Here is a 25,853-nt window from a genome sequence, read left to right as displayed (position 1 = left end):
AGGGTTCCAAGTGCCGAAACGATTGGCTTTTTTTGTACAACTTGTAAGGCAAAGATTGTTCGTCTAGGCGACGACTGCTAGTAATGAGCGTTTTTTTTCGTCATATGAGCCTCCCTTAAAATGGTATGTCTTAAGTGTAGCAAAGCAACTTTGTCTATTTTTGTCACTTTTTGTTAGCGCTTACATTTCACTCGATGTATTTGTGTGAATACAGTAGTGGGTGTGGGGGGAGTGGTGATGGGGAGTATCCAGCGCTCATCGGTTCATGGGCACAAGCAATTGGAACTGTAATTTCTGCAATCGGTGGAACGCCAATTCTCGTTATTGGTGATGGGAATCAACCGTATGCAATCATCGGCAATTCCTTACAAGCAGTAGGAGCGGCAGTACTTGCTGATGAAGCGGACAACGTGCTCGATCAATACGGCAACATCATTCCTGCTATTGGCAATGTGATCGTTCTTCGTGGCGTCTTTCTTGATGATTTAGATTTGGCAATTACGGGTGATCTGTTTCAAGCAACAGGTGGCTCATTGTCGATTTATACAGCCATTCAAGACGAAGAACTCGTTGATTTTTATGCAAATGGTCTACAAGTGGTCGGAAACGGAGCGCAGGCACTTGCGGGAATTCAAGAGAAACAAGACATCGATTCCGAGGATTTAGCGATCACAGGCGGATGGATTCAAGCAACGGGTGCGATCATTGCCGCTCTTCAAGAGACGTATGACTATTTAAATCCAAATGAGACAGAAGATGAAGATGTTGAAGATGGCCAATCCAAAGGATGAAAACGGGAATGGGTGACAAATGATTGATAAAACGGTAAATAATTTCACGTACCATAATGATGTGCATAAATAAAGTCGTAATGAAACAGTCTATACGAGATGATAAGCAAAATCCTTGTAGATAGATCGGAATAATGGTAACTTAATAGTGAATTAACAAAGGGAGTGTTGACATTGACAAATCAATCACCGTTAGTAACGACAGAATGGTTACAAGAACACCTAGAAGACCCTAAAGTTCGAATTATAGACGCAACAACGTTTTTAATGCCTTCAACGGAAGAAGGGCGTCCGTATGACGTGAAGTCTGGAAAAGAAGCATATGAAGAAGGACATATACCTGGTGCTGTTTATGGAGACATTGCAGGAGAGCTTGCAGATTCGAACAGTGCTAGCGCATTTACAGTACCTAGTGAAGAGCAATTTAAAGAAGCAATTGAACGACTCGGTGTAAGTGATGACACACATGTCGTTGTATATGATCAAATTGCTGTCGTTGGTACGAACATTAGTGCATCAGATTGGGCTTCTAGACTTTGGTGGCATCTTCGTTTTGAAGGGTTCGAGAACGTTTCAATCTTAGAAGGTGGATTTAGAAAATGGAAACATGAAGGACGAAATGTTGAAACGGGTACAAACGAATACCCGAAAGGAAATGTGACGATCGCTCGAAACACGGAGTTACTTGCTACAAAAGAAGACGTTAAACGAGCAACGACTGATTCAAATACCGTCCTCTTAAACTGCTTGTCACCAGCTGATTTCTCTGGAGAAAAGAACACATACGGCCGCCCAGGACACATTCCAACGAGCCACAATGTCTTCTTTGCATCTCTTAACGATGACGAGACGTTTAAAGTAAGAGAAGAACAGCAATTACGTGACATCTTTGAACCGACTGGAGCGCTTGATTCAAATAAAAAAGTCATCGCATACTGCGGTGGTGGAATCGCAGCCACTTGGAACGCGTTTGTACTTTATCTTCTCGGTAAAAAAAGACGTTGCTGTGTATGATGGTTCAATGACCGAGTGGGCAGGCGATTCATCGCTTCCATTGCATACGAAATAATAAACTGACGTTATGTTTCTTGGTCAAGAGATTGCCTAAGAAACATAACGTTTGGAATACGATCATTTAAATGAATGAATGTCTATTGTGCCGATGTTTAGAAGCTGTTTTTGCACGATCGCTTCTATTCTTTCGTACACGAGCGATTATAATGGAGTTTTGCCATTAATTGATGGGAAAGCGATCATAGTAAACTAGTGAAGAAAACCGGTTTTTATAATGGATTATTGCGCACCTTTACAGGTGCGTCAGGCTGTTGAGAAACTTAAACGGACCAAAAGCCTACTCGTAAATGAGTAAGCGGCTTCTGTGGCTACGCTTGCCGCGGGCGTTGCCTCAGCTATCGTGCTTCGCACGATGATCTTCGGCTAACGCTACTCCCGTAGGCGTCTTCGCCACGACAGCCGCTTTTATACAGCATATTGAGTTTGTAAAAGCAAAAGTAAAATGTATAACTTCAATACTTTAAAATCTACAAGTTCATTAACTCTTTACTTCATTTATATAAGAACAGCACTTTTTCGACAATCTGGCGCACCTTTACAGGTGCGCTTTATTTTTTTGTGAACAGATGTTCTTTATAAATGACCGAACCATTTCATAAATGATATGATGGACATAGTTATTGTAAAAGGGGCTTATTTACGTATGAGACCGCATGATGATGATAAAAAGAACAGCGATCAAGACAATGAAGAGAAAAAAAGAAATTACACTAACGAACATAAAGAACATCCAGTTGATGAAACATTAACGGATCGCGATTTAGAACTGAGCGAAGAAGAAGGAACGAATGAGGAAGAAACGTACATAGACGAAAATATCCCACCAGAAGAACCTCCCCTCGAATATTTTCTAAATGATGAACCTGACGACGAGAAAACTACGAAAAAGAAGAAAAAAAATGAAGCGGTGGCAGAAAATCGGAATCATTTTCGTCTCTTTCTTACTCGTCATTCAAGGGGCGACTGCATTATTTCAATATTTACGGCCGGAAGTGATTGATTTTCTAGCAACGTCTTATGAACTGTCTCAAAACGAGGAAGTTCAAGAGTGGCGAGAGTCGGTCGTAACGATGCAAGTAGAAGGTGAAGGACAATCTTCAAGAGGAACAGGTTTTTTCGTGAATGAAGACGGATTACTTGCGACAAATCGGCATGTTATCGAAGGTGCATTTCAAGTCATTGCAACGTTGCATGATGGTTCAGCGTATCGAGGCGAAGTCGTAATGGAATCTGAGGATCACGATTTTGCACTCGTTCAACTAGAAACCGATGTGCCAGTTGAGTCGTTGCCTATAGCCACAGATGAATCATTTGATACAGGAACGGATTTAACGATTATCGGCAATCCTTTGACATTTACTGGTATTGCGAATGAAGGAGAAATTATTGAGACGGGCACACCAACGTTAATATCCGCACCAACGTATAGCGGGAATTCTGGGAGTCCAGCGATTAATGAAGATGGTGAAGTGATTGGTATTATTTATGCGACACGAAGTCATGATGACGGCAGAGTTGGCTTAATGATTCCATCGTATGAGTGGATTGAAGATGTTAACGAACAAAAGTAAAGGAGGGAAGCGACGTTGTTTACTTTTTATGTAGGAAGAAGTGGTAGTGGAAAATCAACTGCACTCGTTGAGAAAGCAGTCGAAATGCTAGATGCGAGTCCGAAATCGGGCAAGCCGTTAATTTTTATCGTACCAGAGCAGATGACGTTTCAAATTGAAGATCAGTTAGCTCGTAAAGTAGGTGGGATGACGCGAGCGCACGTGCTTAGTTTCTCGAGGTTAGCTTACCGTGTGCTACAAGAAGTTGGCGGGTTTACGAGAGATCGGCTACATAAACCTGGCATGCACATGCTACTAAAAAAAGTCATCGAAAAAACAAAGCCAGAACTGCGTGTATTCCAAAAAGCAGCGAGTACGAATGGATTCATTGAAGAAATGGAACGACTGTTAACCGAGATGCGGCGCCAAGCGTTAACCGCGGATGTAATAAAGCCAACTGAAGACGCAAATCGGACGGCATTTATCGATAAACAACACGATTTGCATTTGATCTTCCAAGAATTTGAAAACCAATTCGACGGTGTGTACTTAAATCAAGAAGAAATGCTGAAGTTAGCGCTCGTTTATCTCCCACAATCTGAGTTGTTTAAAGGGGCAACCGTTTTTATTGATGGGTTCCATGATGTGAGTCAACAAGAACAAAATGTCTTATTTGAGCTTTTAAATCAAGTCGATGAAATGACGATGGCTCTTACTTTACCGAAGGAACCGGCAACGATGGAAGCGAATGAATTGGACCGCTTTTATTTGCCAACTAAAACATTTATACAGTTTGCTGAGCGACTAAAGCAACAACATGTACCATTTGAATCTGTTGAATTTCTTCCCGGAAAACGATATCGAGCAAGTGGCGTTGCCTTGATTGAACAAAATCAAGACTATAGCAAGAAGTCCAGTAAAGAAAGCAGCGACGGAAGTATTGAAATTGTGGAAGCAGTTAATCGACGTGTTGAGATTGAAGCTGTCGCCCGCTCGATTCGTGAAAAGGTTCGCGTTAACGATTTACGTTATAAAGACTTTGCACTGTTACTGCGTGACATTTCTCCGTACGAAGACTTGATCAAACAAATTTTCAAACGCTACGATATCGCCTTCTTCCTCGATGATACTCGGACGATGATGCACCATCCGGTCGTTGAATTAATCCGATCATCACTTGAATCAATCATTCAAAACTACCGTTATGAACCGGTATTTCGAGCGTTTAAAACAGACTTATTTAATCCGCTAGACGTGCATACACAAGTATACCGAGAGCGTATTGATGAGCTGGAAACTACGTTTTAGCTACAGGTATTTATGGAAAGAAATGGCGTGTGGATGAACATTGGTCTTATTCTCGTTCACGGCATGCGTTGGAAAGCCGAGTGCAAACAGATCAGGAACGCGACATTGAAGAACGACTTAATGATACGAAAATCACAGTAGTAACTCCGTTAGTAACGCTTGAAAAGCGTCTTAAAAAGAGCGAAAACGTCGAAGACATGTGTAAAGCATTGTATCAATTTCTCTTGGACGTAGACGTCGACCAGAAGCTTGAACGATTAAGTGCATCTGCTAGTGAACGTGGGGATTTAGAACAGAGCAGTGAACACGACCAAGTGTGGTCGAACGTCATTGAAGTGCTCGAACAGTTTGTTGATGTTTCAGGAACAGAAAAGATGAGTGTTAAAGACTTTGCGAGCATGATGGATGCAGGTCTTGAGAGTATGAGCTTTCGTCTCGTTCCTCCTGCACTCGACCAAGTCACGATTGCTGATATGGAACGTTCTCGTCTACCGGATATTGAAGTGACGTATATTGTTGGGTGTAACGAAGGGGTGATCCCAAAGCGCCCGCAAGATGATGGTCTTTTAACTGAAGCAGAGCGCACACAATTTGAATCCATGGGTGTCACACTTGGACCGTCGGCGACAAACCGACTTTGGCATGAACCGTTTTATATTTACATGGCTGAAGCGAGTCCAAAATCGCAGCTGTTGTTCACGTATGCCTTGGCTGACGAGGAAGGCTCTAGTTTGTTACCGTCATCGCTCATTCGCCAAGTGAAAGAGCGTTTTCCAGATGTGAAGCACGAATTGGTAGAACACGAAGCAAACGGTGTTGAATTTGAAACGCAGCTGCAACATATCGCCCATCCAACCCAAGTCATCGAAGACTTAGCGAGGCAATTTCAAAAGTACAAGCACGGTGAAGAAATTTCAATCGCATGGTATGACGTGTACCATTGGTTACTCGATGCGAAAGCTTATGAACCTCAACTTCGTACCGCATTAGATAGTTTGACGTATAAGAATGAAGCCGTTCCTATTTCAGAAACGCTCACGAACCAACTGTACGGCGAACAGATTGAAGCCAGTGTGAGTCGCATGGAACTGTTTGAGCAATGTGCGTTTCGTCATTTTAGCCAATATGGATTGCAATTAAGGGACCGAGAAGTGTTTCGCCTAGAAGCATTTGATATTGGTGAACTGTTTCATGCAGCCTTAAAAGAAATCTCTGATTATCTAAAAGCAACAAACCAATCGTGGAAAACAATTCGAGCAGACGAATGCCGTGATATAACACAGAAAAGCGTCGAGCGCTTATTGCCAAAAATTCAGCGCAACATTTTAGAAAGTACGAATCATTTTCGTTACGTTAGTCAAAAATTACTTGCAATCGTTCAAACCGTTACGCAAACGCTTCGACAACAAGCTCAATTATCTAACTTTGAGACGATTGATTTAGAAGTGCAATTCGGTAAAGGAACCTCCCTTCCTTCACCGGTCTATCCGTTAAGCAACGGTACAAATATGCTGCTTCGAGGCCGAATTGACCGTGTTGATCGCTCGCAAACAGATTCAGGATCATTTTTACAAGTGATTGACTACAAATCGAGTAAAAAAAACGTTATCATTTTCCGACGTCTTACACGGTATTTCTCTGCAAATGCCTGTTTATCTTGATATTGTCGTGAATGGTTCAAAAAGCTGGCTCGGTATTGAAGCAGACGTGGGCGGAATGTTTTATTTTCATATTCACAACCCGGTCATTGATATCGCTGAAAGTATTGACGATGAAACGTTACACCTTGAGCGGTTTAAACAGCATAAATTATCTGGATGGCTTCAAAAAGACTCGACGATTGCAAGCTTAATGGATGAAACATTACCTGAGTACGGCAAATCACATGTTGTACCTGCAACACTTAAAAAAAGACGGTGGATTTCACTCAAATTCCAAAGTCATCGAAAAAGAACAGTTACAAGCGATGCATGAATTTCTAAACGATAAGATTACAGAGATTGGCAATGAGATGACGAGCGGAAAGACTGCAATTGATCCGTATAACAAAAACCAAGAACAGATCGCTTGTACTTATTGTCCGTTTAATTCTGTATGTCAGTTCGACCCAACATTACCAGACAATGAATACAAACCTGTTATGAGTCTTTCGGACAAAGACGCCCTTTCATTAATGGTCGAAAGAGTGAAGAAGAATCGAGGTGAAACCAATTGAGCTCATGGTCAATAGACGCTAAACCTGCACATGTCCATTGGACAGACGCGCAGTGGCAAGCAATCTCATTAAAGGGTGGAAACATTCTCGTCGCAGCAGCAGCTGGAAGTGGAAAAACAGCTGTGCTCGTTGAACGAATTGTAAGGCGAATTATGGACCCACTCGACCCTGCAGAAATTGATCGCCTACTGATCGTTACGTTTACGAAAGCCGCAGCGGCAGAAATGAAAGAACGAATTGGCGAGCGAATTGAAGAACAGTTGCAGACGAACCCGTCGCTTTACTTACAACGTCAAAGGCAGTTATTAAACCGTGCGAATATCTCTACCCTCCATTCTTTTTGCCAGGAATTAATTCGCAATTATTATTACGATATTGACGTAGATCCGAAAGTTCGAATTGCAAACGATACGGAACGAGAGCTATTAAAAGAAGAAGTGTTAGAAGACGTATTAGAACGGTATTATAGCCAACCTGTAGAAAACGCAGAATCTTTTTTTTGAACTCGTTGAAGCGTATAGCAATGATCGAAGTGATGATGGTTTTCGTTCCCTCGTATTTGAAATGTATACACGTTCAAGAGCGCATCCTGAACCGAACGTGTGGCTTGAATCATTAGTGACGATGTATAACGATGCGTATACTCACCCAGAAGAAACGATATGGGGAACGCATTTGTTACGTGCAATAAAAGAGAAAGTACATGCTGCTAAAAACGCGCTAGCAAAAGCGCTTGAACTTGCATTGGAACATAACTACGAGTATTTCCAATCGAAACTCCATGCCGTACAAGTGATGGATGAATATGAACGTTGGGATAGCATTCGCGAGGCAGTGGAGCAATTTACGTGGGGCCGAATGCCGGCAAAACCAAGAAACCAAGACATTGATGAAGATACTTTGGAAAGAGCAAAAGCATACCGTGATCAAAGTAAAAAGTTGCTCGAAGATGTCGCTGAACTGTTAAAGCCAGACCCAACGTCGTATCTTGAAGTTATTGAGGCGATGAAACCGAGAATCGTTCAACTTGTCGAGATCGTTCAAGCGTTTTCTGAGCATTATCGAGCGATGAAGCGTGAGAAAACACTCATTGATTTTGATGACCTCGAACATTTTGCTTTAGAAATATTGAGTAGTGAATCGATTCGAAAGCCATCTGAAGCAGCACTTTTCTATCAAGGTCACTTCGAAGAAGTATTAACGGATGAATACCAAGATACGAACCAAGTGCAAGAAGCGATCTTAGAATTGTTATCAAACGGTCGTAACCGCTTTATGGTCGGTGATGTAAAACAGAGTATCTATCGATTCCGTCTGGCTGAACCAGCATTGTTTATTCATAAACATGAAACGTATGCAAAAATTGATGATTTGAATGTAGAGAGCGCATCGACCGAAGGCATTAAAATTGACCTTTCGAGTAACTTCAGAAGTCGACGTACGGTGTTGGATGGCGTCAATTACTTATTTGAGCAGACGATGGATAAAGAAGTAGGCGATGTAACGTATGATGAAAGCCAATCGTTGCAATATGGCAATATCCATTACGATGATCAAGCAAGTGATTATGATCCAGAAGTATACGTCGTTGAGGCACCAAGTGATGCGAATGATGAAGAAACGTTAACGAAAGTTGAACAAGAAGCTCAACTTGTAGCGAACAAAATTCAGCGACTGATCCACGAAGCATATCCAGTGTTCGATAAACAAACGAAGGCAACGAGACCTGTGGAGTATCGTGACTTTGCCATTTTAATGCGTTCATTACCTTCGGCACCGATCTATCTCGACGTGTTTAAGCGAGCGGGCATTCCGGTGTACTCAGATCGAGATGAAGGTTATTTTAGACGTGTAGAAGTACAAGTCATGTTATCGCTACTCCGGGTGATTGATAACCCATACCAAGACATTCCATTAGCCTCGGTGTTGCGCTCACCGATCGTTGGGTTGCGTGAACATGAACTAGCTGAAATTCGACTGCAAGCGGTAGGACAACCGTTTTTTTGAAGCGGTTAAGGCAATGATCGCCACGTTACCAGCATTAGATGCAAGCACTGAAAGCAGTTTTCTCGTTGAAAAAGCACATCATGAAGATTGGAAACGACGATTGCATCTTTTTTATGTGCATTTACAAAGCTGGCGTGTTCGGGCAAGGCATACGTCACTTGCGACATTCATTTGGGAGCTGTTTGAAGAAACCGGTTATGATGCATATGTTGGCGGGTTGAGTGGTGGTAAGCAACGCCAAGCAAACGTTCAAGCGTTGTACGATAAAGCGAAAACATTTGAGAAAACGTCCTTTCGGGGCATTTTCCGCTTTTTACGATTCGTAGATCGTATGGAAGAACAAGGAGATGACCTTGAAAGTGCCCGGACGTTAAGTGAAAAAGAAGATGTCGTAACGATTCTTTCAATCCATAAAAGTAAAGGGCTAGAGTTTCCGGTCGTTTTTGTCGTTGATATGATGAAGAACTTCAACTTGTCCGATAGCAGGCGGTCAATACAAATCCATCAATCACTTGGATTTGGTTCGTCGTACTTTGATACGAAACGTCGAATTAAACGAAAGACGTTGCCCGAACTTGCGATTAAAGAGGCGCAAAAACGTGAACAAATGTCAGAGGAACTTCGAATCTTGTATGTGGCATTAACGAGAGCGAAAGAAAAGTTATTTCTCATCGGATCATCAAAAGGTGTTGAGAACAGTTTGGCAGGTACAAGCTTTATGCCGAAAGTGATCAAGTGCTTTTACCTGTTCATGTGAGATCGAACGCGAAGCACTTTTATGACTTTATTATCCCTGCATTGTTGCGTCATCCACAAATGGAGAATGAGCACCCTGATTATGTTGCTTATTCCCGGTATCCTCACGATGCAACGTTTACACTTAACGTCATTGAAGAGCAAAAGCGGGAGCATGAACAACTCGAAGTAGAGGCAATTGAAGAAACACTGCAACAGATGAAACAATTAAAACCGATCGGTGAGAAAAGTGAGTACTACGACTTTATATCTGAGCGATTACGTTTTGACTATCCGTACAAACAAGCAACGGATTCATTTGCGAAACAGAGCGTTTCAGAGTTAAAGCAAACGCTACAAGAAGAGGACCCTTATAGTCAGCATACGATGAAGAACAATAGTTTTACAACGTCCAATGCAAGGCGTCCGAAATTCATGCAGCAACAAAAATTGAGTGGAGCGGAAATTGGCACGGCGACGCATACGGTTATGCAGCACGTGTCATTTGCAGAGACTCACGAAGATGAGATCAGTTCATTAACGAACACCTTAAAAGAGAAAGAATTACTAACAGCACAAGAAGCAGAAGTTGTTGACACAACAGCGGTTCTTAAATTTATTCAAAGTGATCTTGGCACTCGTATTCAACAAGCAACGGAAATTCATCGTGAAATTGCGTTCTCTTATATTCGCAAAACCGAAGCGGAGAATGCTGTGCTCGTGCAAGGAATGGCCGATCTTGTATTTGTCGATCACGCAGGAAAAAATATTTTAATTGATTATAAGACTGACCAGATTACAAGCCGTTTTACTAATGGTTTTGACGAAGCAGAGTCAGTCATGCGAAAGCGCTATGAACAACAATTGCGACTGTATAAAGAAGCATTAGAACAAATATGGAACGAAGAGATTACCGAGAGTTGGCTCTATTTCTTTGATGGAGGACATGCTCTTAAGTTGTGATCAAGAAAGGATGAAAACCGATGCGCTTATTGCATACGGCAGATTGGCATTTTGGTCGCACGCTAGAAGGTAGAGATCGGACGAGTGAGCATGTAGCATTCATTGATGAACTCGTTAACATTGTTGACGAAGAAGCGGTAGACGCAGTGCTCATAGCTGGTGACGTATACGACAGTTCCAACCCACCTGCTGTCGCTGAAGAACTATATTACGAGAGCTTAAGTCTCTTTCAGACGGAGGGAAGCGGGCGGTTGCTGTTATTGCCGGAAATCACGATCAACCTGAGCGATTAGCAGCTGCAAGACCTCTCATTCGAAATGAACGCATTCATATGCTCGGCTTACCGAATGAAGCGCCGATGAGTATTTGGATTCCTGCACATTCCGAAACGCTTAACATCGCTGCACTTCCTTACCCTTCCGAATCAAGGTTAAAGATCAGTTTCACAGAAACTGGGGAGTCGGTAACTGAGGATGTTGCTTATCAACAAACATACGATCAACGAATTAGGGAATTGTTTAACAAGCTAAGCAAGTCATTTTCAGCAAACGACGTCAACGTTGCGATGAGTCACATTTACGTAAGTGGCGGAGCATCAACGGACAGTGAACGACCGATTGAAGTTGGTGGTGCGTACACCGTTAAGCCTCAATCGTTGCCGAGTAATGTTTCGTATACAGCACTAGGTCACTTACACCGTCCCCAGTGGGTGCATCACGCTCCTACACCTACGCGTTATTCGGGTTCGCCACTCGCGTTTTCTTTTAATGATACGGCCGTCTCCAAATCGGTCACAATTGTCGATGCGAAGCCTAACACTGAGGCGACGATTAAAGAGGTACCGCTCTCTAGTGGTAAGCCGCTCGTAAAAGTACGTGCAAAAAAAACGGTCTAGAAGAAGTGTACAAATGGTTAGAGGAAACGAACAAACTTGATGAATGGGTAGATTTGTCCATTCATAGCGACCATACATTAAAGCCTGATGACATCGGCAAGATTCGCCGTGCTCACCTGGAATTGTTACAATTCGTGCGGTGTTGCCAGAAGAAAGCATGCACCATTATGAAGAACGTAAAGACGTACCGATCGATGAGTTGTTTCGGCAGTTTTACGTTAAGCGAACCGGTGGTGCAGAACCAGAACAAGAAGTCATGCAACTATTTCTGTCGCTACTCGATGATGAATCGACTGAACATCGAAAGGCGGGACCATCATGAGACCAATCTCTTTAAGTATTTCAGGGCTTCATAGCTTTAGAGAAAAGGTAACGATTGACTTTAATGCCCTCTGTGAAGGAGGGGTATTTGGGATTTTTGGACCTACAGGTAGTGGGAAATCGACGATCTTAGATGCAATGACCTTTGCGCTTTACGGGAAAATGGGGCGAAATAGTGCGGTTGGTGTAAGTATGATTAACCAAGCTGAAAAGGAAGCGTCTGTTTCTTATACGTTCCAAATCGGTGGAAGAACGTACCTTGCTGAGCGTAAAGTAAAACGTTCAAATGAGGACAAGTTGCAAACATCACGATCACGATTTGTGGACTTAACCGAAGAGCCAGTCGTACTCGCTGATAAAGTTGGCGATATGAATGACTATGTTCAAGAGTTAATTGGCCTGCAGTTATCAGATTTTACCCGTGCTGTAGTGTTGCCCCAAAACAAATTCTCAGAGTTTCTACAGTTAAAAGGAACTGACCGAAGAGTCATGTTGCAACGTTTGTTCAACTTGCATAAATACGGCGATGAATTGAATGACAAAGTTCGAGAAGGCATTCAAGCACACAAACAAGAAATTCTTATGATCGAACGCGAACAGCAAGGAATGGGCGATGCATCTAAACAAGCGCTAGAAGAAGTCAGGCAACAAGCTGAAAAAGCAGGTCATGACGTAAAGAAAGAGAGTCAAAACAATGAAGAACTCGACCGACAGTTTAAAAAGGCTGAGTCACTAATAAGTTTGCAAAGAGAAAAAGAAGAGATGGAAAAAGAGCGTACGAAGTTCGTTGAGGAGAAACAATCACTTCAAGAGTCCGTGGAAAAGAAGCAAATTCATGAACTCGTCGTTCTCGTTCAACCTTTTTTTAGAAACGCTTGAGGAAACGACAAACACACTCAATGAACTTCAACAACAACAAAAAGAAATCGACGAACGTGTTACGAAACGTTCAGAGCAGCATAGACAAGCGGTGATGCGCTATGAAACTGCAAAAAAATGAACGAAACAAACATGAACCTTCATTAATGATGAAACAACAACAAGTGGAACAGCTGTTGCAAGAACAACAGACCTTTCAAGAGATTCATCGTAAATTAAACGAATTCGACCTTGAAATCAAAAAGCAAGCGCAACAAGTGATCGAAACAACTAACCAAAAAGAAGCAATACAACGGACGATTCGCGACCGTTCATCGCAAATGACAACGGTCGAAGATCAACTTATGACACTACTTGAGCGAGAATCTCATCATCAACACGTGCGTGACGCGAGTGAAGCTGCTATGCCTCTTATTCAGCAACGATCCGCGCTTACAGAATATGAACAAGATGTTAAAAGCGAAAGAAAAAAAAGCGGGACGAAGAGCAACAACGATATGATGAAGTCGTCAAAGAGCGGGACAATCGTGCAGAACGGTTGCAAACGGCCTATGAGTATATTGTGAACTGGTACAACGCGCTACATGAATTAGAGCGTTACCGAAAAGAGCATATCAAAACGGTCAAACAAGCTATGTCATCTGAGCAAGATCAACTTATTGCGAGCTTAGCGGCTCACCTAGAAGACGGTGCTGCATGTCCTGTATGTGGATCAGTTGACCACCCTAACAAACATCATCATCAGCATAAAGGAAGCCATGAAGATCTAGAGCCTGCATATGAGAAACTACAATCATTATACGAAGCAACCTCGTATCAACGGACGCTAGAATCGTTGTCTGAGCGAGTGAGAGCTGTGATCACAGTTCAAGATGTCCAAGTGGAAAGCGACAATGTTGAACACGTATCATTGCAACGAGAAACGATGCTAGAATCGTTACAACAATGGATCACAATGTTTGAGAAAAAAAGTACAAACGGTCGCTCGAATTGAAGCAAAAACGGAAACGTTACTTCAAGAGTTTAATCACCTGAATCAAAGCGTTAAAAACCAAACACAAACGGTAAATGATTATAAAAAGCAATATGAGGAAGCACAACAACGCATTGAAACGAAGCGCAACGAGTATATTCAACTTCGTGATCAATGGTACGTACAATTTGCGCCTTTGACATTGGATTCACTTGAACGAGAGAAAACGAATGTCAGGGACGAAGAAAAGCAAATGCGTTCGTTAAGGGAAGCACAAGCGGAGTGGCACAAAGAACGAGAGCAACTCCAACGTGATGAGCGAACGCTTGAACAACGAGCGTCAGAGTTACAAACAGAGCAAATAAAGCTTGAGCATCAACGTGAGTCTTTAAAGAAAGAAACCGAGAGCTTTACGAAAAAAAGTACGCGACCTCGTAGGAAGCGAAACGTTAGAGAACGTTCAGGCTGACGTTGTGAAACAACGAAATAATCTCGAACACAATGAAACAATGACGGCGAAAGAGGTTGAAAAGTTAGCTTCAGACTATGAAAACGTCAAGAATGAACAGTTAACGAATCAAACGAAACGAGAAGACGCCGTTTCAAGAAAACAAAAAGCAGAACAAGATTGGGAAGAACAGAAGAAAGGAAATGCATATCAAAAACTCGATTCACTCATCTCATTTGAACGAGCGGACAATTTACAGTCATATCGATTGACAGAAGCAGAAGTAGAACAGATTGATGAAGCCGTTGAGCGTCTTCATCAACAACTTTCGAAGGTAGAACTTCATCTTGAACGATTAAACGAGCAAATCGGGAAGGATACGATTTCAACCGAGCAGTACGAGTGGATTGTTTCTAAGTTACAACAAAGTAATGAACGACTCGAGCAGTTAAAAGAGAAGCGAACGAATGCGCAAACTGCGTTAGAACAATTAATAGAAAAACATGAACGCTACACAGAGCTTGAAACGCTTTGTAACGAATATGAACAGAAATTATCTCATTTTGAAGAGCTTGAACGGGTATTTCGAGGTAAGGAATTCGTAGATTTTTTTAGCAGAAGAACAACTTGTGCAAGTCACAAAGCATGCTTCTGAGCGACTGCACACGTTAACACGTGGTCGGTATGCACTCGTATTAGATTCTTCGGGTGGATTTATGATTGCTGACTACTTTAATGGTGGAGAAAAGCGTCCTGCATCGTCGTTATCTGGAGGAGAAACCTTCTTAACATCGCTTGCTCTCGCCTTATCATTATCGGCTTCAATTCAATTAACCGGAGAAAAAGCATTAGAATTCTTCTTCTTAGATGAAGGCTTCGGGACCCTTGATTCAGAACTTCTTGATACGGTTATTCATGCTTTGGAGCAACTTCAAACCGATCACTTAGCCGTCGGTGTTATTAGTCACGTACCAGAGTTACAAGAACGATTACAAACGAGGCTAATCGTTACCCCTGCGACAGCTGAAGGTAAAGGTTCTGCTGCATACATTGAATATTAAATCGAGCATGCTCCCCTGGGAACGGAATTCTCAGGGGAGTTCAATCTTTTTTTTATTTTTTTAAAAGTTTTTTTCGTCAGTTTTATTCGCTCAACCGTTACATAAGTGTAGACAACAAATTGAAGGGACTTCAAATGCACATGGATTCAAAACATTATGAACAATTGTATCCGCACTTGTTGCCATTTGCGAACAAAATCGCACGAGACAGTCACGAGGCCAATGATTTAATTCAAGAAGCGTGGCTACGCTCAATGAAGCACTCTTACATTTTTGAATTAGAATTACCGAAACAACGTGCTTGGTTTTTCAAAACGATGAAACGAATGCTCATTGATGAACGAAGAAAACATAGTCGAGAACAAAACGAGTGGGCTGTAGACGATGGGCATTCTGCTGGAGAGTTGTTCTCGGATTATAGCAAAGTGGAAGTGTCACTGATGATGACCGCACTTCCTGAAGACTTATATGACCTTGTGTATAAGACATACTGGCTTGGGATGTCTAGTCTAGAAATTGGACGTTTACAAGGGGTGCCAGCCTCAACGATACGTTCGAAGATCAAGAAGGCACTCGTGTTATTACAAAAATCGATGTAAGGAGAGGGAATTATGAAAACATCAATTATTGGAAATGTAGGGATTTTGGATTTGCGGAATAGTACAGAGAAGTCCATTCAACAAATTAAGAGTATAGGAAATGTCGGTATTGCCATCGTTTCAACGTCGACGTTGCCACTTTTACATCAATTGCCTTTAGGGAATTTAGGCATGGTTATAGAAATAAAAGAAGGCTATCAGCTCTATACAGAAACGTTAGAAATTAATCAAGCATTTTTGGAAACACTTGATCCATCATTACGTGCTTTAACGGCTGATGAAGTGGTCATTGCTTATGATGTAGAAGCCGAATTGCTCAAAGAGAAGATTGAAGATATTGAGTATTATGGCGATGTGAGCGTTCCTCACCATTTATACGGAGCCGTTCAAAGCGTCATGACGAGTGGCGGCGGTAAAATGAAAACGTATGATCAAGACGCTGAAAAGCCGATCAACAAAAAGGGTGTCTTTAAACTAACTCCGTCATTTCTTGAAAGCTTAAAAAAACCAACAACACTATATGTAAAAGGGATCTTACAAGTTGATGAACGTGTTACAGAAGATCAACTCGTTCATGTGAAAGAGCTACAAGTGAAAGGGGTTATTGAATTACGAGAGCATATGGTTGCGCATCTATCGCCATTGATTAGTCAATCTTCTTCAGCCCAAATGACAGTTATTCCAGATGATTACACGGTCATCGATCGTGCACTACGCATGAAAGAAAAACAACTGCAAAGCTGGAAACAAAAGAAGTTATATACAGAACATCCGCTTTACATGAATGCACTAAAACGTGACACGATTGAGCGTTCCATTCGTAATATCCATTCATCTTCTTTTATCGTGACTTCATCTGAAAGTGAAGATTTACTGTATGAAATTGTCGATACGCTCGATACTGAGATTCTAGCTATAGACGAACCTTACCTTGTCGTTGAGAAAAATGAGTTGTGGGATGAAAAAGCATTTTTGAATTTGCAAGAAGCAGTCGTTGTTATTGTTGTGAATGGAGGAGAGTTAACATTCGCTGAAAATGTCACTGCCGACATGATACGCGAACGAATTGATACGATCTATCATTTTGGGACACTCATTGCTCCAAAAGAGATACAGCTAACGATTAAGCAAAAACTTGAAATAAACGAAGGCAAACTGCAATCCGAGAAAGAGGAAGGCACAGGAAACGTGGGGGTGTTAAAGCTATGAAAGACTTTCATGAAGAACTACGCAACCATTTTCGCAAACAATCAAAAGAAGAACAAAAGCGCCATTACCATTTAGCACAGTGGCACCGTGAACAGAAGCGTAAGCGATCGTAAGTTCATTCATTTGAGTTACAGGTCTAGCATAAAAAAAGGAGTCCATTTGGGCTTCTCAGGCTGTTGAGAAACTTAAACGGACTAAAAGTGTACTCGTAGATGAGTAAGCGGCTTCTGTGGCTACGCTTGCCGCGGGCGTTGCCTCAGCTATCGTGCTTCGCACGATGATCTTCGGCTAACGAATAAAGGAAGTTCAACAGCCATTGCTTATAGCAATGGTGTCGAACCAACCTGCTTTGCAGGCCGCCGCAGGCGTCTTCGCCACGACAGCCGCTTTTATACAGCATATTGAGTTTGTAAAAGCAAAAGTAAAATGTATAACTTCAATACTTTAAAATCTACAAGCTCATTAACTCTCTACTTCATTTATATAAGAACAGCACTTTTTCGACAATCTGAGGAGTCCATTTGGACTCCTTTTTTAATAGTCGTTTTTCTTTTTATCAGGATGAGTAGCGTAGCTACTCCAACATAGATTTTTAAAAGCGCTTGGAAGAAATCACATCTAGGTATTCCAAGCATAAGGACAAAAAAAAGAAAAAGTGTATTCATCAATTAGTCTAGTCGTTGCTACGTCTTTGAATTTTAATGGCTAAGTAACCCCCATATACAACAATTGCTAGAGCGATTGCCCCAATAAAAACAAGGATCTCAAATGCCGTAGATTGTACGGCTCTGAATGCTCCTAAGAGGAGAATAGATCTTATGACAAGGTATGTGGAAGCCAGGATGAATAATGTTCTTAATAGTTGTTTTACGGTCATTTGAGTAGCAACCCCTCATTTGAAATTCCGTACCTTTTTCTATGTGTTGGTACCCGTTCACTGCAAGATCATTCTACGGATTTACGAAACGAAGTCGTGGTCTTAATGATGTAGCGATAAAGACAGATAACCAATAATGTTAGCTTAAGGTAGAATGAGCTTAAAACATTTCGTTTTGATTTCTTCATCGTTTGCATTTTGGCGTTGAATATTTTCTAGCTTAAATCGAAGTGCTACATGGTGGCTCGTCATCTGCAAAATTGTACTTACGAGGAATCCACCTAAAATAGCAACGAGTGCTCAGGTCGTTGTAATGATGGTCGATACTAAACTTTCAATAATGATCACTCCAGATTTATCCATTAATATGACTAGTATAGTCGTTTATAGTTAGAGTAGAAACCATTAAGGAATTGTCAACGGGTATGGTTTCATCATTCGCAGTTGAGCAGCACATCCTCGTCTCAATGAACCGGACGAATTCTCTCTTATATGGAGCCAAAAACTGTTTGCAGTCATACAAAAAAACTAATGCTGTCGCTATAATGAAATGTTTTTCATTCACTTACAAAGAAGATAAGTGTATTGTGTGAGTGCGTTATAGGCGCAGGCTATTGTTTGTGCTAATGTCAGGGTGTTCTTTAAGGCAGACGAAGATGAGACTTCCTTGGAGACAGAGTTGTACAGAGCATCTAGAAAAAGGAAGGCGACGTAGACAAACTCAAATACACAGGCTTAGAAGCTAATCTCAAGAAGTGAAGGTTTAATACAGTCTGAAAGTAGGGTAATTTTTTTTGTAGGAGGTGGTTCAAATCGCTTACAGAAGGATTCTCAATAGTCTCTTTTTTTGCGATATCCGCATTTGCACTTATCTTAACAATTCCTTCTCTAGCTTTGGCAAACGACGACGAAGAAGCCACGGATTTCGATGGCATCGTGAATGAGAACTTGGATTTACCTGATCTTCATGAGAATACAGTCATTTACAATGGAACGATGAATCCTGACTTAACACTCATACTTTTTTTTGACGGCACGGAAGTTGATCCTTACGTGAATGATAACGGTGAGTTTCAATGGTTATACCTAGTTATGCTGAATTGGAAGCTGGCGACACGTTAGACTTTTTATTTGCTGGAAGTGGTTTGCCTCGTGAGACACCTTTAACTGTAGAAGTTCAACCATCAGACCCTGAAAAGGATGTTGTTGGATCAGACATCGGCGACGAAACCATCAAGAAGGCCATTAAGGACGAAACAACGTTAGACTATAGAAGAAATGCGACTGCAGATGGCGAAGATGTTGTTACATTAGACGTTGAAACAGTGGGTGATGTAGACCAAGTATTTGCGATCCTAGAAGGAGACACCATCGACAATGAAAGCAATCGACTTGAACATATCTCTGGCAATACCTTTAGGCAATACTTCCCGAACTCCTCTGCTGGGGATGTGATTGAGGTTTATATCGTTGCCTCAGGCGTTACAGCAATGATTGAAGATGAGGTACCGAGCGACGACACTGAAAGCGGTGCGGATCACAGCGAGGTAAATGATGGTAATGACGTTGATGAAGGTGCAGCGACAACTACAGGCAATGCAGATTCTGATGACGCTGCGGTTGCGACGACTGAAGAATCCGTGCAAGCAGCACCTACGAGCGATACTACAATGAGTACTAGTGGATTTGCATGGGGGCTAGTTGTGTTACTCGTTGTAGGCGGTCTTATCGGTAGCATTTTTGCAATCAAAAGAAAATCAACATAATAAGATAATAGAGTCTAGACAAACTGCTTTTTTTGCGTCTTTTAACGGTTTAAATGATTCTACTGATGTAGTGGGTTCAAGATCAGGTTCATCGCAGGTGCATTTTCCTGTGCTTGTGAGAGCGGCTTTGCTAATCTATTGGATACAGTGATGGTTTAACAGAATTTTCCATGCCAGAAAAGGGAAAGGGTCTGAGAACGAACAAGGTAAACGATATCGAGCATGAGCACCAATAGTGAACATGCATTTTTAGTATTCAGAGTATTGGCATTGCAAAAGAGTGTAGGTATTATGATTGAACAATTAAAAAGACAAATAGGAGTCGTTTGCTTGTACGCTACAGGTGACGGCTTTTTTTTGACTTTCTTTTAGTAAATCAAAGGAGGAATAGACATGTAATATCATTATGGAAGCTCGAATGAAGAGATGCATTAAAAGATGACTATTCAACTTTAGTTCTTTAATTGAAACGATGATTGATCGCTTATTCATAAAGCAACTCTTTTATAGATTAGCCTACAGACCTTTACTAAACTATAAAACATAGTAAACTTATAAGAATTATATTGACTGTCTGTTTTATTGTTTATATACTATCTGTATTCAAATAATTCAAACGAAAGCTGGGATCGTTATGGGAAAACGTCACATCTATTTAGGATTACTTGCAACCTTAATGCTTGCTGCTTGCGGCAATAATGATGAAGCAACGACGACAGAAAGTGAGCAAGAAGGGGGTACGATTAATATTGCGTACGGCGCAAATCCGCAAACATTGGATCCTCACTTAACAACGAATCAAGCAACTCGAGACGTTTCTAGACAAATTTACGAGCAATTACTCGTTTTGAATGAAGACTATGAAGTTGTTCCTTCACTAGCTGAAGACTATGAAGTGAGTGATGATGGTCTTACATACACATTCCAGCTACGAGAAGGTGTGTTGTTTCACAATGGTGAAGAGATGGTTGCGAGCGACGTAGTCGCTTCCATGCAAAAGTGGTTAGACCATTCCACACAGGGACAAGCAAATTGCAAAATGCAAGTTTTGAAGAAGTTGATCCGTATACGGTTACACTAACCATTGATGAGCCTTCGATTTTAGTGCCAAATATTTTAGCAGATACGGCTCCGTTCCCTGGAATTATGCCGAAAGAAGTAGCAGATGCTGCAGGTGCTGATGGTATAGATGAGCATATTGGTACCGGACCTTTTCAATTGGAAGAATGGCGAATGGACCAACACACACATTTAACGAAGTTTGATGACTATCAATCTCGTGACGAAGAACCGAGTGGTTTAGCAGGGCGAAAAGAAGCACTCGTTGACGACGTCTATTTTCATTACATCACCGATGAATCAACGAGAGTTTCTGGAATGATGACTGGAGAATATGACATCGGTTTTAGCATTCCCGCAGATAGTATTGATCAAATTGATGGAGCAGATGGAGTTCAATCGTTTTTTTAGTGATGGTGGCATTTATTCATTCGTGTTTAACAATAAAGCAGGTATTTTCACAGACCTTGATTTACGACAAGCGTTTAATATGGCGATCGACTATGAAGATTTACTAATTGCATCCTATGGAGACGATCGTTTCTATGAGTTAGATTCGGCACTAGCATTACCAAGTCAAAGTGATTGGTATTCTGAGGAAGGCTCAGATAGTTATGACGCATTTGATGTTGAAGCAGCTAAAGCGCTCGTTGAACAATCGAGCTATGATGGTGAGGAAGTCGTTATTTTAACGACGAGAGACTATCCAGAACAATACAATATGGCAGTCGTTGCTCAACAAGCCCTTCAAGATATCGGTCTTAACGTATCATTGGACGTATATGATTGGCCGAGCGTACAAGAGTTACGAACGGATGAGAATAACTTCGACGTATTTGCGGTAAGCTTTGCCGTTCGACCGACACTTCATCAATATCCGTTTTTAGCATCGACTTCTGATTACCCAGGTTGGACGAACAATGAAACAATTGATGAGAACTTAGCCCTTATTACAGAAGCAGAGTCATTACAATCTGCGGCTCCTTACATTGATGATTTGCAACAAGAAGTGTGGGACGATCTGCCTGTCGCAAAGATCGGCAACATTCAAGCGTTACTCGCGATTTCTGATGATGTATCGGGCTATTCAGATCTAATCGGTCCAATTCTTTGGAATGTAAGTATTGATGAGGATTAAGACAATCGAACACAGTGAGAAAGTGGGGGAGAAACATGACAACAAATGGGATGTTACATCGGTTAGAAACACTCGTGAATCAAGAAAGCGGTACGTACAATAAGCAAGGTGTTGATCGCGTTGGTGAGACGTTAACGAAATGGTTTTCCGATTTAGGTTTTGTCATAACTGAAGATGTACAACAAGACCGAGGGAACAATCTAATCGGGTACTATAAAGGTGCTAAAGACGCTAAAATCATCGTACTTGCGCATATGGACACCGTCTTTAAAGAAGGAACTGTGAATGTTCGTCCATTTTCTAAAGATGAACAGTACGCATATGGCCCTGGAGTTTTTGATATGAAGGCGAGCATCGTTGTTCTTTATGAAGCTTTAGTAGAGCTAAAAAAATGAACATCAAGAAGAATTGCTAGAAAACGTGGCAATCTTATTCAACAGTGACGAAGAAGTCGGTTCTATTCATTCCCGCGCTTGGATAGAAGAGCATGCTCGAGAGAAGTCGTTTGCACTCATCTTAGAGCCAACACGTGATAAACAACGTGTCTGCAATGCACGCAAGGGTGGGGGCAAATACTATTTACATTTATATGGAAAAGCATCACACGCAGGCATGGCCCATCGGCATGGTGAAAGTGCTGTAGAAGAGTTGGCTTTATTAATCCCGAAGCTACATGCACTTACCGATTATGATGAAGGTGTAACTGTCAATGTAGGATTAATAGAAGGAGGAACATCGGTAAATACGATTGCTCCGTATGCTTATGCTGGCATTGATTTGCGGATGGAAACAATTGAACAAGCGGAGCAGTTCGACAAACTCATTCGAGCGCAAATTGAAAAAAAGAGCCAATTCAGAGATTACTTATGAGCTCGAGTCCAGAAGTGGAATTTCTCGTCCACCTTTCGTTCCTGACGAAGGCTCAGAACAATTACTTCGTTACGTGCAAGAAGTAGGCAAAAACATGGGGTGGGACATCGAAGCCGAAAAAAAACAGGCGGAGGTTCCGACGGGAACTTAACGAGTTATATTGGCATCCCTACAATTGATGGACTTGGTCCAGTCGGTGGCAATGCCCATCAAGAAGATGAATACGTGGACATTTCATCGCTTGAGGAAAGAAAAGAATTTCTTAAAGCTCTGCTTCTGCGTTTAACTGATGCAGCTAAGAAGTAGTGATGAACTCTGTAGGCTTAAAACGACAATGAGGCGGGGATGAAACTGAAATGATCATCACTAAAGATGGATGATCACAGCTTTTAAAGTACTCGAATAGAAAAAACCGAACTAAACCACCAGCCTATTATTAGATTGGTGAATGTAGTTCGGTTTTCCTTGAGCCTTTGTATCGTTGAATACTTTAAAGGGCAGGAGCTTAGCGACGATTAACCGTTTCTGCTCACAAATAAGTGTCTATTTGAGTAACGCTTGTTGCTACACGAATGACGGACAATGACAGCTTTTAAAGTAGTCCAGCACCTTACCTATTTCGAGCGATGTGGACTTTTAATTGTTTTCCTTTAACCGTTGTATGTTTCATTTCATCGAGTACAATGTGACCTTTATCATTTAAGATTTCTACAAAGGTTGCCGTATCTTCAATCGTAATAATGCCAATATCCTCAGCGGTTACACCTTCGATTTTGGCAATGGTTCCGACAAAGTCTACTGCTCTTAATTTCTTTCTCTTACCGCCATTAAAGTATAGTTTTACTATATTTTCATTCAGCTTATCGTTTTTAGCCTCTTTTATGCTCGGCTCGCTGTTAAGCTTATCAAGAAATTGTGGCTTTGCTTTTACGACAGCTTCTTTTGAAGGAACCATGGACTTTGAGATTTTAAAGCCGATGTACGTTTCGATTTCTTTGAGGTATTTGCCTTCAAACGGTGTGACAAATGAAATTGCTTTGCCTGTATGTCCTGCTCGTCCAGTTCTACCCGTACGGTGAACATAGCTTTCTTTTTCTGATGGCAGGTCGTAATTAATGACGTGGCTAATTTGATCAATATCAATGCCCCTTGCGGCGACATCGGTTGCAATAAGGTAGCGGAATTCACCTCGCCTGAAATCTTCCATCACATCTAGCGATCGTATTGTTCCATTCCACCGTGAATTTTATCGCTGTCATAGCCTTGATCTGCTAATTGATCACAAAGTTCGTTTACGCGTTCTTGTGTGCGGCAGAAGATGATTGCGCTATCTGGATTCTCAATGATCGTCACATCTTCTAATAACGAATACTTATCGTCTTCAGAGACTTGATAGAGCGTGTGGTCGATTGATGATGTAGTTACACCGCTCGTTTTGATCTCAACATCAGTCGGTGTGTTCATATACTGAACCGAAAGATCTTTCACACGCTCTGGTAGCGTCGCGGAGAATAGCATCGTTACTCTTGATGTAGGCATCTCCTCAATGATAGCTTCGACTTGCTCTATAAAGCCCATATTTAGCATTTCATCAGCTTCATCAATGACGACGTACTTTACTTCTTCAAGAGAGATCGTGCCTTTTTCAATATGATCAAGCATACGGCCTGGTGTACCAGCCACAACGTGTGTTTTTTGCTTTAGTTCATTTTTCTGTTTATAAAACGGCTGTTTGCCTACAATCGCCGCAGCTTTAATTCGTTTATAACGGCCAATGTTAATAAAGTCTTCTTTCACTTGTACGGCTAATTCTCTCGTTGGGGTTAGTACAATGGCTTGAGGTTTATTTTCTTGCCAATCCACAAACTCACAAATTGGAATACCGTAAGCAGCTGTCTTGCCACTCCCTGTTTGAGAACGTACGATCAGGTCTTTTTTTTGTTGAGCGAGTGGGATCACTTTGCTTTGAACGTCTGTAGGGGTATCATAATTCAACTGATCGAGCGCTTGAATGATTTCATCACTTAATTGATAATCTGTAAACCGATGCTTCGTCATGTACATGCCTCATTTATTTAAGTTATTGGTTGTATTATTCTTCTCACGAAACCTTTATTATACCTTATCAATACGTGAAAGGAAGACCTGTTGGCACTTATGCCACGGAGAATTGTAAATCAAGTCCCAAAGGTTCAGGCAAAATCATTCTTCCATCGTGAACGTGATCGTTCATAAAGTTGCCATATAATTAATTTTTTCTTAATATTTTATCTTTAATAAAGGTTAACCGTTTAGTAAACTTAAAGTAAGCTTTTTAGGACGTAAATAATTCCTTAAAGAGGTGTGAGTGATGAAAAGATTTTTCATTCCTGTCGTCTCGTTCGCGTTTTTAGGTTATTTGTGGTTCTTGTTTGCAACGTCAACAGTTGACTTAGTAAACGCCTCATCATTTCCAATTATACTAGGTATCCTTGCTTTTATAGTAGGCAGTCTTCTTTTCTTTTACATTATGAGTAGGTTAAAGCCGGTGTCGGAGTTGAAATTAACGCACCCGGTACGCTTAAGCAGTTATGGTACATTTATTTGTGTTGTAATGATGTGTGCAATTTTTATTTAACAGTATTTTAGTTTTAGGTGGTGAAAAGGATGATTACAGCGTTTCATGGTCAAAAAGCAACATTGACTCGAACATTTACGAAAGAAGATGTTAAGAGAAGTAGTGAGCTTACCAATGATTATTCCCCGGTGTACACGATGGAAGGCAACCGTTGGACATCCCAGTATCCAAAGCCAATCGTTCCCGCTTTATTAACAGAGAGCTTGATTACACAATTAATTAGTGAACGGCTTCCTGGAACGCCGTGTATTCTCGTGCAAAAAGACCTCGTTTATTATTCACCAGTGTACGTCGGAGACGCAGTTACTGCGGAACTTGTTGTCATTGATATTCATGAGAAGCGGAATTGGATTACTGAAAAAGTGACGTGCTATGATTCAGACGGTAACGAAGTAATTAAAGGACAAGTGGTCGTCTACGTTCTGGAAAATTCGTAAAAGGGCGTGATTCGTTTGAAACGTCTTGAAACATTTGCGATCGTTATTGTAGATGGTGATC

The 25,853-nt window shown here is 41.4% G+C and carries 30 protein-coding genes and 3 pseudogenes; 32 read left to right on the top strand and 1 reads right to left on the bottom strand.

Annotated features, from left to right (window positions below):
* The first annotated feature begins 194 nt into the window (after positions 1 to 194).
* The 30 genes and pseudogenes from JCM19055_RS13290 (at position 195) to JCM19055_RS26515 (ending at position 23,044) form a co-directional block, all read left to right on the top strand.
* Positions 195 to 791, top strand: coding sequence for a hypothetical protein (locus tag JCM19055_RS13290; RefSeq protein WP_152549886.1), 597 nt, complete (start codon positions 195 to 197; stop codon positions 789 to 791).
* A 174-nt stretch (positions 792 to 965) separates the two neighbouring features.
* Complete coding sequence (locus JCM19055_RS13285; protein WP_370543138.1) at positions 966 to 1,805, top strand: sulfurtransferase; 840 nt, start codon at positions 966 to 968, stop codon at positions 1,803 to 1,805.
* 703 nt (positions 1,806 to 2,508) lie between these two features.
* A complete protein-coding gene (locus tag JCM19055_RS27445) occupies positions 2,509 to 2,865 on the top strand; it encodes a hypothetical protein (RefSeq protein WP_042360060.1) in 357 nt (118 codons plus the stop codon).
* Positions 2,765 to 3,436 (top strand): serine protease, encoded by a 672-nt coding sequence (locus JCM19055_RS13275; RefSeq protein ID WP_193745433.1) that lies wholly within the window; start codon positions 2,765 to 2,767, stop codon positions 3,434 to 3,436. The genes JCM19055_RS27445 and JCM19055_RS13275 overlap by 101 nt, the downstream gene beginning before the upstream one ends.
* A gap of 15 nt (positions 3,437 to 3,451) precedes the next feature.
* Positions 3,452 to 4,723 carry a PD-(D/E)XK nuclease family protein gene (locus JCM19055_RS24035; protein ID WP_052366326.1) on the top strand — a complete coding sequence of 424 codons (1,272 nt, stop codon included), beginning with the start codon at positions 3,452 to 3,454 and terminating at the stop codon, positions 4,721 to 4,723.
* An 80-nt stretch (positions 4,724 to 4,803) separates the two neighbouring features.
* On the top strand, positions 4,804 to 6,384 hold the full coding sequence (locus tag JCM19055_RS31885; protein ID WP_152549885.1) for a PD-(D/E)XK nuclease family protein: 1,581 nt from the start codon (positions 4,804 to 4,806) through the stop codon (positions 6,382 to 6,384).
* Positions 6,368 to 6,697 carry a hypothetical protein gene (locus JCM19055_RS31880; protein WP_052366324.1) on the top strand — a complete coding sequence of 110 codons (330 nt, stop codon included), beginning with the start codon at positions 6,368 to 6,370 and terminating at the stop codon, positions 6,695 to 6,697. The genes JCM19055_RS31885 and JCM19055_RS31880 overlap by 17 nt, the downstream gene beginning before the upstream one ends.
* Positions 6,579 to 6,938 (top strand): PD-(D/E)XK nuclease family protein, encoded by a 360-nt coding sequence (locus tag JCM19055_RS24020; protein WP_152549883.1) that lies wholly within the window; start codon positions 6,579 to 6,581, stop codon positions 6,936 to 6,938. Before JCM19055_RS31880 ends, JCM19055_RS24020 begins: the two co-directional genes overlap by 119 nt.
* Positions 6,935 to 7,441, top strand: coding sequence for a UvrD-helicase domain-containing protein (locus JCM19055_RS24015; protein ID WP_052366322.1), 507 nt, complete (start codon positions 6,935 to 6,937; stop codon positions 7,439 to 7,441). The genes JCM19055_RS24020 and JCM19055_RS24015 overlap by 4 nt, the downstream gene beginning before the upstream one ends.
* 97 nt (positions 7,442 to 7,538) lie before the next feature.
* Positions 7,539 to 8,945, top strand: a complete 1,407-nt coding sequence (locus JCM19055_RS31875; protein ID WP_265182152.1) for a UvrD-helicase domain-containing protein — start codon at positions 7,539 to 7,541, stop codon at positions 8,943 to 8,945.
* Positions 8,946 to 8,958: 13 nt separating this feature from the next.
* Entirely contained in the window at positions 8,959 to 9,702 is a 744-nt protein-coding gene (locus JCM19055_RS13260) for a 3'-5' exonuclease (RefSeq protein ID WP_042360059.1), read from the top strand.
* Positions 9,699 to 10,643, top strand: a complete 945-nt coding sequence (locus JCM19055_RS13255; protein WP_265182151.1) for a PD-(D/E)XK nuclease family protein — start codon at positions 9,699 to 9,701, stop codon at positions 10,641 to 10,643. The genes JCM19055_RS13260 and JCM19055_RS13255 overlap by 4 nt, the downstream gene beginning before the upstream one ends.
* Before the next feature lie 20 nt (positions 10,644 to 10,663).
* Positions 10,664 to 11,538, top strand: a pseudogene (locus JCM19055_RS29765) (exonuclease SbcCD subunit D).
* 139 nt (positions 11,539 to 11,677) lie between these two features.
* A complete protein-coding gene (locus JCM19055_RS29760; RefSeq protein ID WP_265182149.1) occupies positions 11,678 to 11,860 on the top strand; it encodes a hypothetical protein in 183 nt (60 codons plus the stop codon).
* Positions 11,857 to 12,738 (top strand): AAA family ATPase, encoded by an 882-nt coding sequence (locus JCM19055_RS13245; protein ID WP_042360057.1) that lies wholly within the window; start codon positions 11,857 to 11,859, stop codon positions 12,736 to 12,738. The genes JCM19055_RS29760 and JCM19055_RS13245 overlap by 4 nt, the downstream gene beginning before the upstream one ends.
* Entirely contained in the window at positions 12,695 to 12,859 is a 165-nt protein-coding gene (locus JCM19055_RS27440; RefSeq protein ID WP_193745431.1) for a hypothetical protein, read from the top strand. The genes JCM19055_RS13245 and JCM19055_RS27440 overlap by 44 nt, the downstream gene beginning before the upstream one ends.
* Complete coding sequence (locus tag JCM19055_RS13240) at positions 12,840 to 13,304, top strand: hypothetical protein (RefSeq protein ID WP_042360056.1); 465 nt, start codon at positions 12,840 to 12,842, stop codon at positions 13,302 to 13,304. Before JCM19055_RS27440 ends, JCM19055_RS13240 begins: the two co-directional genes overlap by 20 nt.
* Positions 13,301 to 13,732 (top strand): hypothetical protein, encoded by a 432-nt coding sequence (locus tag JCM19055_RS13235; protein WP_152549882.1) that lies wholly within the window; start codon positions 13,301 to 13,303, stop codon positions 13,730 to 13,732. The genes JCM19055_RS13240 and JCM19055_RS13235 overlap by 4 nt, the downstream gene beginning before the upstream one ends.
* The gene (locus JCM19055_RS13230) at positions 13,698 to 14,180 is read left to right on the top strand and encodes a hypothetical protein (protein ID WP_042360054.1); all 483 of its coding nucleotides are present in this window, start codon (positions 13,698 to 13,700) and stop codon (positions 14,178 to 14,180) included. Before JCM19055_RS13235 ends, JCM19055_RS13230 begins: the two co-directional genes overlap by 35 nt.
* Positions 14,181 to 14,184: 4 nt before the next feature.
* The gene (locus JCM19055_RS13225) at positions 14,185 to 14,814 is read left to right on the top strand and encodes a hypothetical protein (protein WP_042360053.1); all 630 of its coding nucleotides are present in this window, start codon (positions 14,185 to 14,187) and stop codon (positions 14,812 to 14,814) included.
* On the top strand, positions 14,789 to 15,220 hold the full coding sequence (locus tag JCM19055_RS13220) for an SbcC/MukB-like Walker B domain-containing protein (RefSeq protein ID WP_042360052.1): 432 nt from the start codon (positions 14,789 to 14,791) through the stop codon (positions 15,218 to 15,220). Before JCM19055_RS13225 ends, JCM19055_RS13220 begins: the two co-directional genes overlap by 26 nt.
* Before the next feature lie 140 nt (positions 15,221 to 15,360).
* On the top strand, positions 15,361 to 15,819 hold the full coding sequence (locus tag JCM19055_RS13215) for an RNA polymerase sigma factor (RefSeq protein WP_042360101.1): 459 nt from the start codon (positions 15,361 to 15,363) through the stop codon (positions 15,817 to 15,819).
* Positions 15,820 to 15,831: 12 nt separating this feature from the next.
* Entirely contained in the window at positions 15,832 to 17,028 is a 1,197-nt protein-coding gene (locus JCM19055_RS13210) for a hypothetical protein (protein ID WP_042360051.1), read from the top strand.
* Positions 17,029 to 18,799: 1,771 nt separating this feature from the next.
* Positions 18,800 to 19,027 (top strand): hypothetical protein, encoded by a 228-nt coding sequence (locus JCM19055_RS27435; protein WP_042360049.1) that lies wholly within the window; start codon positions 18,800 to 18,802, stop codon positions 19,025 to 19,027.
* The gene (locus tag JCM19055_RS13195; RefSeq protein ID WP_152549881.1) at positions 18,982 to 19,671 is read left to right on the top strand and encodes a hypothetical protein; all 690 of its coding nucleotides are present in this window, start codon (positions 18,982 to 18,984) and stop codon (positions 19,669 to 19,671) included. The genes JCM19055_RS27435 and JCM19055_RS13195 overlap by 46 nt, the downstream gene beginning before the upstream one ends.
* A gap of 634 nt (positions 19,672 to 20,305) precedes the next feature.
* Positions 20,306 to 21,141 (top strand): annotated as a pseudogene (locus tag JCM19055_RS31870) (ABC transporter substrate-binding protein).
* On the top strand, positions 21,098 to 21,868 hold the full coding sequence (locus tag JCM19055_RS29745) for an ABC transporter substrate-binding protein (protein WP_265182146.1): 771 nt from the start codon (positions 21,098 to 21,100) through the stop codon (positions 21,866 to 21,868). The pseudogene JCM19055_RS31870 and the gene JCM19055_RS29745 overlap by 44 nt, the downstream one beginning before the upstream one ends.
* 35 nt (positions 21,869 to 21,903) lie before the next feature.
* The gene (locus tag JCM19055_RS26525) at positions 21,904 to 22,263 is read left to right on the top strand and encodes a M20/M25/M40 family metallo-hydrolase (protein WP_052366320.1); all 360 of its coding nucleotides are present in this window, start codon (positions 21,904 to 21,906) and stop codon (positions 22,261 to 22,263) included.
* A gap of 25 nt (positions 22,264 to 22,288) precedes the next feature.
* The gene (locus tag JCM19055_RS26520; protein ID WP_193745430.1) at positions 22,289 to 22,738 is read left to right on the top strand and encodes a peptidase dimerization domain-containing protein; all 450 of its coding nucleotides are present in this window, start codon (positions 22,289 to 22,291) and stop codon (positions 22,736 to 22,738) included.
* A gap of 99 nt (positions 22,739 to 22,837) precedes the next feature.
* Positions 22,838 to 23,044 (top strand): M20/M25/M40 family metallo-hydrolase, encoded by a 207-nt coding sequence (locus JCM19055_RS26515; RefSeq protein ID WP_052366318.1) that lies wholly within the window; start codon positions 22,838 to 22,840, stop codon positions 23,042 to 23,044.
* A gap of 304 nt (positions 23,045 to 23,348) precedes the next feature.
* Here the strand turns inward: JCM19055_RS26515 and JCM19055_RS13180 are convergent.
* A pseudogene (locus JCM19055_RS13180) lies at positions 23,349 to 24,796 on the bottom strand (DEAD/DEAH box helicase).
* Positions 24,797 to 25,088: 292 nt separating this feature from the next.
* Between JCM19055_RS13180 and JCM19055_RS13175 the strand changes: the two are divergent.
* Positions 25,089 to 25,355, top strand: a complete 267-nt coding sequence (locus JCM19055_RS13175; protein ID WP_042360047.1) for a hypothetical protein — start codon at positions 25,089 to 25,091, stop codon at positions 25,353 to 25,355.
* Positions 25,356 to 25,384: 29 nt separating this feature from the next.
* Positions 25,385 to 25,792, top strand: a complete 408-nt coding sequence (locus tag JCM19055_RS13170; protein WP_042360046.1) for a MaoC/PaaZ C-terminal domain-containing protein — start codon at positions 25,385 to 25,387, stop codon at positions 25,790 to 25,792.
* The last annotated feature ends 61 nt before the right edge of the window (positions 25,793 to 25,853 follow it).

The organism is Geomicrobium sp. JCM 19055 (assembly GCF_000698185.1).
In the GTDB taxonomy this organism is placed as follows: Bacteria; Bacillota; Bacilli; order Bacillales; family Marinococcaceae; genus Geomicrobium_A; species Geomicrobium_A sediminis.
This window is presented reverse-complemented; position numbering and strand designations above follow the sequence as displayed.